This window comes from Mycolicibacterium austroafricanum (genome assembly GCF_902705885.1).
Classification (GTDB): Bacteria; Actinomycetota; Actinomycetes; order Mycobacteriales; family Mycobacteriaceae; genus Mycobacterium; species Mycobacterium vanbaalenii_A.
In genome coordinates this window covers 1-12,600 of the sequence record NZ_CACSIP010000059.1, presented here as the reverse complement: position 1 = coordinate 12,600, position 12,600 = coordinate 1, and the positions used below count along the sequence as shown (strand labels likewise).

The following is a 12,600-nucleotide window of genomic DNA, read 5'->3' as shown; positions in this document are numbered from 1 at the left end:
GTTACGTTGCCTCCTGCGGGGACTCCGGTGACGGAGCCGATCCCGCCGACGAAGTTGCAGGCCGGTGATGTCGGTATGTGGAAGGACCACCAGGTGATGGCCTTGGGCAACGGCAAGGTGCTGGTCTCAGGTCAGGAACAGCCGTTGGAGAGCGTCAGCTCAGGGCCTGACTTCCTGGGCTGGTTCGACCCCACCGCGACAGGTAAGACCCCGGCAGCGGTGTAGAGCATGTCTGTGGAGACGTTTGTGCGGTCGGCTGGGGGGGTGATGGGTGGTGTGCGCGATGGGTTCGGCGCATCCGGTGGTTCTGCGTTACTGCCGCTTCCGGCCAGCCCGCCGCCGGCACCGCCGGCCCAAGCGCCAGGCAGCGGTCAGGGTGCGGAGGGGCAGGAGAACAGTGGGTGGCAGATCAGCAATAAGGTTGCCGCCCTTGCTGACCAGGACAACACCGCGCAGTCCGAGTTGCGGTCCACCCTGGGATGCTCCGATGAGCATCAGGGGGAGATGACCGCGATCATCGATCAGGCTGTTGCTGATGTGCAGTCGATGGGTTTGGCGACCAACACTCCCGAAGGGAAGCGGGCGTTGATCACTGCGATCATGCAACGACTGGAGGAGACCCGCGGCACCGCTGATGCCGGCACTGCGCACGCGAGTACTCATGCGGCCTCGACGGCGGCGAATGTGGCTGGCTACAACGATATCGGTGGTGTTCCTCGCGGCCCGTCACCGCTGGCGGGGTTCGGCGGCGCTATGCCGGGTATGGGTGGCGGAATGCCCGGCGGTGGCGGTATGGGTGGCGGGATGCCGGGCATGGGTGGACTGTCTGCGCTGGGGCAACCCTTGAGCGCCTTGGGCGGACTGGCTTCCCCGGCTACACAGACCATCTCTAAAGCATCGGCATCAGGCCGTGATTCCGGTGGCGGATCTGGGCGAAATGTGTCGTCGGCCGGGCGCATTCCTGTCAAGGATGTCCGGTTTGACCGTGAGAAGTTCGCCGTCGGCCGGGAGGCCTACAAACGTTATGTGGCCGAGGCGCTCGACGTCATGGGTATCACCGATCCTCAGGCGCGCCAACGGTGGGCTCAGGGCCTGATGACGGCGGCGGCGCGGGAGTCAAGCTTCAATCCGCTGGCCATCAATCTGACTGATTCCAATGCCCACGGCGCTGCTGCGGCCGATGGCTATTTTGGGAACTCGTCACGGGGCGGGTTGCAAACGATTCCGACAACGTTCGCTGCATACCATCAGCCAGGCACCTCGACCAACATTTATGACCCGGTGGCCAACATCAGCGCCGCCATGAACTACGTGATGGGCCGATACAACGTTTCCCGTGACGGCAGCGACCTGGCGAAGGTAGCTCAGTTCAATCCGGGCTCTTCTGGAGGTGGTTACTGATGTCTGTGGAGACGTTTGTGCGGTCGGCTGGGGGGGTGATGGGTGGTGTGCGCGATGGGTTCGGCGCATCCGGTGGTTCTGCGTTACTGCCGCTTCCGGCCAGCCCGCCGCCGGCACCGCCGGCCCAAGCGCCAGGCAGCGGTCAGGGTGCGGAGGGGCAGGAGAACAGTGGGTGGCAGATCAGCAATAAGGTTGCCGCCCTTGCTGATCAGGACAATGCCGCACACTCTGAGGTGGAATCGGCAGCGGGTTCGTCAGGGCTGCATCAGGGGGAGATGACCGCGATCATCGATCAGGCGGTGGTCGATGTGCAGTCGATGGGTTTGGCGACCAACACTCCCGAAGGTAAGCGGGCGTTGATCACTGCGATCATGCAACGACTGGAGGAGACCCGCGGCACCGCCGAGGCTGGGACCGCCGATGCCGGCACCCATGCCGCCTCGACGGCGGCGAATGTGGCTGGCTACAACGATATCGGTGGTGTTCCTCGCGGTCCATCACCGCTGGCGGGGTTCGGCGGCGCTATGCCGGGTATGGGCGGTGGAATGCCCGGCGGTGGCGGTATGGGTGGCGGGATGCCGGGCATGGGTGGACTGTCTGCGCTGGGGCAACCCTTGAGCGCCTTGGGCGGACTGGCTTCCCCGGCTACACAGACCATCTCTAAAGCCGCGTCCACCAAGCCTAGTGGCGGTGCTGATCGGGGGCTGGATACGAGCGGGCCCGGCCGCGCCAATGAGCGTGGGCTGCAGAAATACACGAAGCTGATGAACCGGGCTATCAGTGCGGCGTTCCCTGAGATCAAGGAGATCGGTGGGGTTCGCCAAGATTCGCTGCACTGGCATCCCGACGGGCTGGCGCTGGACGTCATGATTCCGAACTGGGATACCCCAGAAGGGCGGCAGTTGGGAAATGAGGTCGTCAACTTTCTGGTTCGTAATCGGACCGAGCTGGGGTTGGATCACATGATCTGGCGGCAGCAGATGATTCAGCCCGATGGGAGCGCCTCGATGATGGGCGGTCGCGGTAGTGCGACGCAGAACCATATGGATCACGTGCACGTGGTGTCGATCGGCGGGGGAAGGTAGCGCAGGTGGCGGGCTCGAACGAATCTGAGAAGCCGCGTCGGCGTGGCACCGGGCTTACCTATGCCTCGCTGGAGCAGGTCGCCGCATGGCGGTTTCTGTGGCACCGCATGGCGGTCGCGGTGGCTCGGCACTCGGTGCGCCTGGTGCACGACCCGTCGAAGAACTACGGGGCCTCGACCCTGGTGGGTGTGGTGATTGCGGTACTGGCGCTCGGGGTGTGCTTTGTGTTGGCGTGGCTGCGGCCCGCAGGCCAGATCGGGGACTCCAAGCTGGTGGCCGATCGGGCCAGTGGGGCACTGTATGTGAATATCGACGCAACGATGCACCCGGTACTGAATCTGGCGTCGGCACGTCTGATCCTGGGTCAGGATGTGTCTCCCAAGCTGGTCCCGATGGCTCAGATCGAGGATCGTCCGATGGGCCCGATGGTCGGCATCGTCGGCGCCCCCAATGATTTGGCGCCGCGTACTCCGCAGACGACCGGTTGGGGGCTGTGCGACAGGCTTGGCTCTGGTGGGCCGCAGAGCAAGCCCTCGGTGACGGTGCTCGGCGGCGACTTGGAGTTGGGCGATTGGTCACACGAGATGCATTCCCCTCAGGCAGTGTTGATGAATTATGGCGGTTCGGTGTATCTGGTGACCGATGGCCACCGCTCGCTCATCGACCTCGCTGATCGGCCGGTGACCCTGGCGCTGGGCATTCAGGCCGGAAGCGTGCGGCCGGCACCGATGTCCAAAGCGCTCTTTGAAGCGCTGATTCCGACTGCACCCCTACGGGTTCCGGCGGTGCCGAACGCTGGGGGGCCTGTCGGCTACGCCGAGGCGCAGCTGCCGGTCGTGTCGGGGTCGGTAGTTCGGTCCGTGTCCGCCGACGGGCAGCAGCAGTTCTTTGTGGCCTTGCCTGCTGGCATGCAATTGATACCCGAGACGGTGGCGTTGATGTTGAGCAACGCGGACCCATCCGGGCAGGGACGTGTGCTTGACGCCGCACCGCACGTTGTGGCTGATGCCCCGCAGGCGGTGGGCTTCGACGTCTCGAAGTACCCCAGGGGTCCTCTGACATTGCTGGACAAGGCTGTAGAGCCTGTCACCTGCGTGGTGTGGAGCAAGGACGCCAACGAAGCGCAGGCCAGCGTGAGAACAGTGTCGGGGCGTCGCATACCGATCCCAGTCAGTGAGGAGCCCAAGGTGATGCGCATGGTCTCCGGGCAGGCCAACGACGCAGCCGATGAAGTCTATCTCGGCGCGGGTAGCGCGAATTTTGTGCAGGTTACCGGTGTAGAACCGGACTCGCCGCGGCGGGAGTCCTTGTGGTGGATCGGCGACACCGGGGTGCGGTTCGGAATTGATGTGGCAGGCCAGGGCAGTACAACTCAGCAAGCCCTGGGGTTGAAAGACACGACACCGACGCGGGCTCCGTGGACGGTTATCCGATGGCTGCCGGCGGGACCGCTTCTCTCGGAACAGGCGGCCCGCGTGGAACGGGACACGGTGATCAACATTCCGGGGCAGCGGCTACAGAGCGGGGGGAACTGATCGCGATGACCAAGCAGGGATTCGACAAGGAAAAGGCGCGTGCGCCCGAGCTTGGCGAGCGCAGTCTGACATTGCCCGAGCTGGCTGAATTGGTGCGCCCGCCACAATCTCGGCCGCCCATGTGGGTGTGGATCTTGGTTTTCGTCAGCGCCGTGGTGGTTCTGCTGGTGATCATGATCCGTAGCGGTGCTCGCACCATGGGCATGGGTGGTCTGTTCATTCTGCCGATCATGCTGATGTCGGTGTTCATGATGATGCGCAACCGCGGCGGTGGGCAGAATGAGAAGGCGCGGCCGGCGGCATTGGCGGCCAGCCGGGTTGATTATGCGCGCACTCTCGATGAGCTGCGTGAAGATGTCCACGACGGTGCCCGGGCGCAGGCCCGCGAAATCGCTTACCACCATCCCAACCCCTCTGAGGGGGCGCTGTTAACGCTGGTCGGCACAGCCCGGATGTGGGAGCGATCCCCGAACGACCGGAACTTTGGGCATGTGCGCATCGGCGTCGGGGTGACGCGTCTCAGGACGAAAATCCTTCCTCCCCAGAAGGTTCCGCCACCGGAGTTTCGTGAGACGGCGACGGCGATCGCGGCTCGTGACTTTCTGCTGACGCAGAATGTGGTCCACGATGTTGCCCGGCCGTTGCATTTGTTCGACCAGATGGGGTGGGCGTTGTTTACTGCCGACGATGATCAACGCCCGATCGTTCAGGGGTTGCTTCGGGCGATGGTCTGCCAGTTATGCGCCTTTCACGGCCCTGATGTGGTCCGGATGGCGATCATCACCGATGATGAGGCGGCGTGGCAGGGCGCTAAATGGCTTCCGCACGTTGGCGATCCGGTTCTGGTTGATGCCTCTGGGCCGGTTCGGATGATCTATTCCGATGTTGGTGAGTTTATGGATCGGCACGGAACGGCGCTGCAATCCAAGGGTCCGTGGTCGGCTCGTATGGAGGGGATGCCGCCACCGGATGATCACATGGTCGTGGTGGTGGACTTGCCGGGTGCGAATTGCGCTCCGCTGCTCGGGGTGCTCAAGAGCGGTGACCTCGGCGAGCCGGTGGATGCGATGGGGTTCGCCGGGCTGTGTGTGCTGGAGGCGACCGGAGACACGTTCTCGGCATTGGCGACATCGGCAACGGCTTTCGTGCTCGATGACCAGGGCCACTTGCTGCGCGCTGAGGAGGTGCTGTGATGACCGAGGTATCGAGTCGGTACGCCAAAGGGCTGAAATTCGCCGCAAAACCGGACGTGATGTCGCAGGTGGAGTTCGAGGTTTTTGCTCGAGCGATGTCGCGGTTCGAGCGTGAAGATGCCGCGACCCGCCTGCTTGCTGAGCGGGCCGCTGATGCTCGCGCGGGTCAGGATTTCTTGGACTTCTTCGACATTGCGGATGCCCGGCAGTGGGATCCGCACACGTTATGGTCGAAAATGACCGTGCAGAGCCGGTTGCGGGCTGCATTAGGCAAGAACCCGACCTCGGGTAAGCCGGTGTGGCTGGACTTGAAGGAGTCCGACGAGAGCGGTATGGGGCCGCACGGGATGCTGACCGGACAGATCGGTTCCGGTAAGTCCGAGACGTTGGTGGCGTTCATCCTGGCGTTGGCTATGACGCATAACCCCGAGGTGTTACAGCTGATCCTGGGCGACTTCAAGGGTGAGACCGCGATGATGGCGCTGGCTGACCTGCCTCAGGTTCAGGGTGTCATTTCAAACCTCGAAGAGTCAGCCTCGCGGCTGGATCGCTTAGAGGACATGCTCAACGGCGAGGTGGTGCGTCGAGAGACCATCTTGAAAGCCGCTGGGTATAAGGATGTCCGCAATTACGAACGGGCGCGGGCGACGACACGTCCCGAGCTGGAGCCGCTGGGCGCTCTCGTGATCGTGCTGGACGAGTTCTCCGAGCTGCTCAAGATCCGGCCTTCACTCACCGGAACGTTCGACACGGTGGCCCGTAAAGGCCGCGGTTTGTGGATGCATATTCTCAATGCTTCGCAGCGGGTTGAGTCAGGCCGGATGGCCGGGATGATCAGCCAGCAGACCTACTCGATCGGGTTGAAACTCAAGGACGCCGGGCAGTCGCGCCAGGCGATTGGGTCGCCGAAGGCGTATACCGATCTGATCGGCGCCCCGGTGGGCACCGGGTTTCTGGTGCACGACGACGAACACCAGTTGTTCCGGTCGTTTTACGTGTCAGCGCCGTTCATTGCGCCGGTGGTAGGCAAGGCGCAGCGGCGTCGTCAGGAGGGGCAGTTCATCGACGCGCACCGCTTCGAAACGGGTGTGCATTCCTTGCCGATCGACATTGAGTTGCTCGATGACGAGGATGATCGCGCTGCGCAGGAGCAGGCCGAGGAGCAGGCACTCGCTCAGACAGACGTCGATTCCCCGACGGTGGTCTCGACGCTGGTCGGACGGCTCGCCGGCGCGGGGCGTACGTGCAGGCCGATGCACCGGATGTATCTGCCTCCGCTGGAAGATATTGCAACGATTCCGTTGGACGAGATGGCCCAGGAGTTCTGGGGGCGAGACTGGCTGGATGTGACCGAGGACGCGGGTCTTCGGGTGCCCTACGGCCGCGCGGATGACCCGTTTGGCCATACCCAGAACTTGGTTGTTGCAGACCTGTCCAGGGCTCAGGGCAACGTGATGGCGGTCGGAGCCCCGCAGAGCGGAAAGTCGACGGCGCTGCAGACCATCGTCACGTCGTTGGCGATATCGCATAGTCCTCAACGGGTGCAGTTCTACGGTATCGACTTCGGCGGCGGCCGACTCGATGCGTTAGCAGGATTGCCGCATGTGGCCGGGATCGCGGGCCAAGGTAACGCGGAAAAGGTGGCCCGCGTGGTCAGCGAGGTCGAACGGATTCTCAAGGATCGGGTGCGTAGCTGGGAGATCGCGGGTTGCGACCTGGAGGAGTTTCGTGCGCGCAAGTTCGCCGGCAAGCCCGGCAAGATCCCAGAGGATGGGCATGGCGATGTGTTCCTGCTCGTGGACAACCTTCCTGGGCTCAAACAGGAGGACATGGATCTGCACGGCCGGATCGTGGCGCTGGGCACGGGCTCGGCACTGAACTACGGCGTTCATTTGCTGGTGACCAATGACCAGTGGGCCACCGCGAACCTCACTCTCAAGGAAAAGTGCGGCACGCGTGTCGAGATGCGTGTGCAGGAGCCCACCCAGAGCGAGGCCGGCGATCGTGAGATGGCCGGCAAGGTTCCTGATCAGCCAGGCCGGGGTCTGATCAAGGACAAGGGCAAGGTGTTGCATTTCCTGGCGGGGGTGCCAGTGGCCTCAGCCGTGCTCCCTGCGGTGGAGTCTGCTGATTACGGCCAGGATGCCGTTCAGCAGACGTGCGCGCTGATCGCGCAGCGGTGGAGTGCTCTGGGTATTGCCCCTGCGCCGACGTTGCCGACGTTGCCCGCTGAGGTGAGTTACGCCGAGCTCGACGATGTGCCGCGGGGGATGTTGAAGCTCGGGATCGGGGACGTCGCGCTGGCCACGGTGGGGGTGAACTTGGCTGAGTGCCCGCACTTTTACGCCGTGGGAAGTGCTAAATCGGGTCGCACCACGGTGCTCAGAACGCTCATCGCGTCGATCCAGCAGAGTTTCACCCCCGAGGCCGCGAAGATTATTGCCTTTGACGTCGGTCTGGAGCTGGGGGCGTTCATCGATCCTGCCTACTTGACGTTCTATAGCTCGGACTCGCAGCAGATCGGTGAGGCGTCTAAGAAGCTGGCGGCCAAGTTCGCCGAGCGCACCGCGCCGGCAGATGCCAGTCCCGAGGAGAGAGCTCGGTGGCGTTTTAGTGGACCGCGCTATTTCATTGTGATTGACGACTTCACGCTGCTCAATGTTCCGGGGTACAGCTCGATGTCGCTGGTGGCTCCTTTGGAGTCTGCTGTGTCGCGGGGTAGACAGATTGGGGTCCACTTCCTGGTCGCCTCGGCGGTCAAGAATTGGATGTCCACTACGGGTGGCAACAAGATCATCTCTGGGATGAGCGCGGCTGGGTCGGGTGTGCTCATCCTTGATGGTTCCCGCGATGATGGACCGATTGTTACCGGCATCCGGGCTACTCCCCGGGCGCCGGGGCGCGGAGAGTTGATCTACCCGAAGGGGGGACGCCAGGTGATTCAGGTGGCTACCCCACCGTTGCCCGAAGGCTACAGCCCGATCTCTGGTGGCGATGAATGGTGAGCGGTGGAAACTCGCGCATGACAACGTCGTCAATTCGTGGTGGTATCAAAGAGAGGCAGGCTAGTCGCGTGTATGGCTGGCAAACAAGTGGGCGGCCACGAAGGCTGTTCACTTTATGTGTACGGGGTGACTATTCCTGTGTTATCGTGCAGGAGTCCTGATTAGTTAGGGGGCGTCCATGACGTCAGTAGTTGTCAATCCGGTGGGTCTTGCCGCTGCTGCGGCGGCGACCGCAGGGCTTTCGGCTCAAGCTGCGGGGCACACGGCGCAGGCGGCCGCGGCCGCGGCTGTGGTGCCGCCGGGGTTGGAAGAAATTTCGGCGACCAACGCGGCGAAGATCGCCGCGTACAGCGCGGAAGTGTCTGCGGTGCTGTCCGGGGCATCTGCAATGCAGGCGCTGTACGGCGTGGCGAACTCGGTGGCCGGCACGGTGACGTCGCTCGAAGATGCCGCCAATGCGGTGCTGATGAACGCGGTCCTGTAGGACCCAGGCAGGGGAGACGGGGAGCACCGCTATGCCACCGGGGGCCTATCAAGCCGAACCGCCGGAAACCACGTCGGCGGGCTTTTGGCTGGGACCGTCAGCTGCCTCGTTTTTCGCCTCAGCCGCGCAGCTCGAAGCGCTAGCCGGTGCGATCATCGGCATGCTGGGCGGCCATGCGGCTGTGGAGGCTGCTATGTCGATCAGCTGGCCGTCGGTCACGGGCGAGGTGGCTAGGCTGGCCCATGTCCCGCACCTGGTGTGGCTGGGGACCGTGGCGACCATGCTCAACCACGCTTCGGCCAGCATTATGGCCACCGGGGACGCATTCGAAACGCTGCGGGCTGCAACCCCTAATCCTGGTGAAGTTGTCGGCAATCAGAGCGAACACATGGCGCTGGTCGGGGCGAACTTTCTGGGGATGCTGACTCCGCTCATCGTCGCCAATCGTGGTCAGTACACCGAGATGTGGATGCGGGGAGCGGCCAACAAGTCGGCCTATGAAGCGGCTTCCATGGCTGGTGTGCAGGCGATACCGCCAATCCCTCCACCTCCGCCTAGCACTGTCGGCGCGGCGGGTGGTGGATCCCAGCCCAGCGCCCAGTCTGCCGATCCCAGTCAGATGATGGAGACCGCGACTGGGCTGTTCCCGCAACTCCTCAGCATGCCGACGCAGGCGCTGTCAGCGTTCAGCGGTGGCGGTCCATTCAAGAGCATCTCGGAGCTACCGCAGCAAGCGTTTGGTCAGCTCAGCTCACTGGCGTCGTCGCTGAATGTGTCACCGGACGATCTGGGGGCCGATTTTTCCGCGGGTGATGCTGACTGGGTGACCCAAACACCGCAGGCAGGGGGAGCAGTCGCGGCCTCACTCGGTGGAGCTGGTGGGGGCGGGGGCATGGGTGGAGCGATGTCGGCGGCCTCAGCGCTGCGCAGTCCTGGCTCCTGGGCGTCGTCGGTGAGCGCGGCGACGCCGGTCAGCGCCGACACGGGGTCGCGCATCGAGCAGGCGCGGGCCGGTACGACGATGCCGGCCAGCATGGGCGGCGGCGGAATGATGGGGCCGATGGCCCACGGCGCTGCGGCGGCCGGTGGCGCTAATCAACAGGATTCCGAAAAAAAGCAGGTCGACGGCGCCACTGTGATGGCGGCCGCGTCCAGTCTCTACAACGGCACCGACACGATGCCGGTGATTACCGGAGGCGGTGGTTTGGTGACTGCCAACACCGGGGGCAAGGGGGTGCCCTGAGCAAGATACGGGCACAACACATTCTCGACAGACACGCAGGCGCCGCACACGAAGAGTGCTGTAGCCGTTAATGAAAGGATTTACAGGACATGACGATTTCCGGCGATATGGAGCTCATGGAGACCACCCAGCAGGGTCTCTTTGAGAAGCAGGACCGGTTGCAGTCGATGGTGCAGCAGCTCGGATCGGCACTCGAAGGGGTCGCACCAGGCTTCAAGGGTGCTGGCCAGGCCGCGCTGATGCGGGTCGGTGAAGATCTGCAGACCCTGGGCAATCAGCAGGCGCTCATGCAAGAAGAGCACGGTCAGAAGATGGGCGTGTCGAAGACGAGCCTGCAGGAAGGCGACGAGGACGCCGCCGCGGGCCTCAGCGCCATCGACGCCATGAGCGTCTGACCAGACCACTACATCCCGCATCCAGAAACAGCCGTAGAGGAGCAACATCATGAGTTTGATCGAATACAACGTCCCGATGATTCAGGACTGCGCTCACCAGATCGAGGCCTGCGAAACGCTGACCGCCGAAGTCGCCGTCGAGGCAAACAAGTTGAAGTCCATGACCGAGGGATCTTTCCAGGGCGGCGGCGGCGATGCCTTCCGCGAGAACTACACCCGCGCTATCACCTTGGTCGATGCCTTGAGCGGCAAGCTCAAGGAGGCTAAGGCTGCTCTGCTGACCGGCGCGGACGGAATGGTCACCAAGGACGCGTCGATCAAGGCGCAGTACGTGTAGGTGGCCATCCACCTTCGGTGACGGGTATTCGGCCCGGTCTGGCGATTCTGTCGGCAGGCCGGGCCGAGTGCTTGAGAGCAGCATTGCAAGAAGGTCGTTCACGACGGGGAGAACAGAAGAACCATGGGCGGGACAGCATTTGTGGGTCGTCCGGGTCCGCGCGCAGCGGGGCCGCAGCCAGCGACGAGCTTGGAGATCACCGCCGAGGGGCTCTGGCTGGTGCAGGCATTGTGCGCAGTGGAGACCTTGCCCGCGGTGCTCGTGTGTCGACCATTTGTCAGTGAGTGCGGACTGCCTGAGAGTCACCCGGGCTATGCGGTGCTCCAGGAGGCCGGTGTCCTGCTCGGCGGCGATGTCGTGCACCCACAGGTGAAGCTGTGGGTGCAGACACTGGGCAATCCGGATGTGGTGCTGTCGTGTCTGATCCACCGCGGCGGCGAGCATCTACGGGTAGCTATTGCCCGCCGCGGTGATGTGACGGTCGCCGCCGCGCGACATGGGGAGAACGTCACGGTGGAGAGCCTGGGCCCGGGCATGACGCTCGCGGGCTTGGTCCAACGCGTGCTCCCGCTGTGCGGCCCGGCCATGGTGCCGGCTTCCTTCGACGCAGTTACCGTCCCTACGGCGGACTTGCTGAGCAGCTTGGCGCAGGTTCTGCGCGGCGAGCACAGTCCGATGGTGGCGTTGGGGCGTCTGGGCATGGATGCCGACCAACATCGGATCGTCACGCTGGCGGCGGATCATCCGGTCATGGAGTTGTCGATGGTTGTTGTGACGCACGGCAGCAACCATCAGATGCAGGTCAGCAAGACAGCCGCCACGGTCACCGATACCAGTGCTGGCAGGGTCGTCAGCGGCCCTGTTCGCAGTGAGAGTGGTTCATGGTGGACGCTGATTGCGCCAGGGTCCGATGCGGCGATCTTGTCTGCGCTGAAATCGGTCATGTCCACAGTAGGTCTGGCTGAGTGGTCGACTACCCCCCGACCCGGCCGTTAAGTCCCTTACGTCCGAGCCTGTCCGCACGGTGAACACGACCAGATAAATCAGTCAAAATAGCTGTTTACGTGGTGCCCAAAAGTGATTAATCATGTACTGTAGTGAATCAGTCCGAGGAGGTAGGCCACTTGTGGCGCAGGAGAATCGAGAGCCCGTGAGCGATCAGGACTTTTTCAGCCAGTATCTGCAACCGACGGGTACGCCCGCCGCCGGGGCGGATGACCCGGTGACCGCGCTGCCGTCCGATGACGATGCTGAGGCCGGCGCCGATGCGCCTGTGGGCGCGGGAATGACTGGCCCTCAAGCTGTTCCAATCGGAGTAGAGCCCTCACCGCACGCTGCGGGCCCGGCCGTGCCCGACGATGGTTTCGACGGTGTCCCCCCGGCGGGCGCGTACCCCGCGCCGCCGGCGGACAGCACCCCGCCGTGGAGAGCTGATCCCGGATACAACAGCGAACACCTACCACCAGACCACTACACAGCGCCGCCCCCGGCGACGGCAGGATTCGACGGTGGCCACCACCCGGCGGGCGCGTACACCGCACCGCCGGCGGACAGCACCCCGCCGTGGAGAGCTGATCCCGGATACAACAGCGAACACCTACCACCAGACCACTACACAGCGCCGCCCCCGCCCCCGGTTGGGTATCCGGCACCGCGGCCGCCCGGCGGTGAGTCGATAGCTCGGCACGCTCAGCGCCCAGGACCCAGCTATCGGCACGACGGTAATGCGGACGACTACAGCGTCTCCCAGCGCGGATATACGGCCCCGCCTGCGCGGCACACGCCCGCCCCGCCACCGGCGCCGGGACAGTACGATCCGCGCAGCGCTTCGCCGCGTCCAGAGCCGACCGATCGGCAGGACTGGCAGGCTGGACCTCCCGCCGCCGGTTACCCGGGCGGCCCACCTCCACAGTCCCCGCCGC

The 12,600-nt window shown here is 64.0% G+C and carries 10 protein-coding genes and 1 pseudogene; all 11 read left to right on the top strand.

Annotated features, from left to right (window positions below):
• Positions 1 to 225 (top strand): annotated as a pseudogene (locus BEMPMBAN_RS29510) (DUF4226 domain-containing protein); the annotation flags it as partial.
• 51 nt (positions 226 to 276) lie between these two features.
• Complete coding sequence (locus BEMPMBAN_RS32840; protein WP_234897769.1) at positions 277 to 1,401, top strand: transglycosylase SLT domain-containing protein; 1,125 nt, start codon at positions 277 to 279, stop codon at positions 1,399 to 1,401.
• A 38-nt stretch (positions 1,402 to 1,439) separates the two neighbouring features.
• A complete protein-coding gene (locus tag BEMPMBAN_RS29500; protein ID WP_159235015.1) occupies positions 1,440 to 2,486 on the top strand; it encodes a VldE C-terminal domain-containing protein in 1,047 nt (348 codons plus the stop codon).
• Positions 2,487 to 2,491: 5 nt separating this feature from the next.
• Positions 2,492 to 4,021: a type VII secretion protein EccB gene (eccB, locus tag BEMPMBAN_RS29495; RefSeq protein ID WP_083128826.1), complete on the top strand. Its 1,530-nt coding sequence runs from the start codon at positions 2,492 to 2,494 to the stop codon at positions 4,019 to 4,021.
• 5 nt (positions 4,022 to 4,026) lie between these two features.
• Complete coding sequence (locus BEMPMBAN_RS29490; RefSeq protein ID WP_068920395.1) at positions 4,027 to 5,214, top strand: cell division protein FtsK; 1,188 nt, start codon at positions 4,027 to 4,029, stop codon at positions 5,212 to 5,214.
• Positions 5,214 to 8,219 (top strand): type VII secretion protein EccCb, encoded by a 3,006-nt coding sequence (gene eccCb, locus BEMPMBAN_RS29485; RefSeq protein ID WP_068920410.1) that lies wholly within the window; start codon positions 5,214 to 5,216, stop codon positions 8,217 to 8,219. The genes BEMPMBAN_RS29490 and eccCb overlap by 1 nt, the downstream gene beginning before the upstream one ends.
• A 178-nt stretch (positions 8,220 to 8,397) precedes the next feature.
• Positions 8,398 to 8,703, top strand: coding sequence for a PE domain-containing protein (locus BEMPMBAN_RS29480; RefSeq protein WP_046364543.1), 306 nt, complete (start codon positions 8,398 to 8,400; stop codon positions 8,701 to 8,703).
• A gap of 31 nt (positions 8,704 to 8,734) precedes the next feature.
• On the top strand, positions 8,735 to 9,946 hold the full coding sequence (locus BEMPMBAN_RS29475; protein WP_083128823.1) for a PPE domain-containing protein: 1,212 nt from the start codon (positions 8,735 to 8,737) through the stop codon (positions 9,944 to 9,946).
• A gap of 89 nt (positions 9,947 to 10,035) precedes the next feature.
• On the top strand, positions 10,036 to 10,341 hold the full coding sequence (locus BEMPMBAN_RS29470) for a hypothetical protein (protein WP_068920397.1): 306 nt from the start codon (positions 10,036 to 10,038) through the stop codon (positions 10,339 to 10,341).
• 49 nt (positions 10,342 to 10,390) lie between these two features.
• Entirely contained in the window at positions 10,391 to 10,678 is a 288-nt protein-coding gene (locus BEMPMBAN_RS29465) for a hypothetical protein (protein WP_068920398.1), read from the top strand.
• 189 nt (positions 10,679 to 10,867) lie between these two features.
• The gene (locus tag BEMPMBAN_RS29460; protein WP_234809877.1) at positions 10,868 to 11,674 is read left to right on the top strand and encodes an ESX secretion-associated protein EspG; all 807 of its coding nucleotides are present in this window, start codon (positions 10,868 to 10,870) and stop codon (positions 11,672 to 11,674) included.
• Positions 11,675 to 12,600 lie beyond the last annotated feature (926 nt).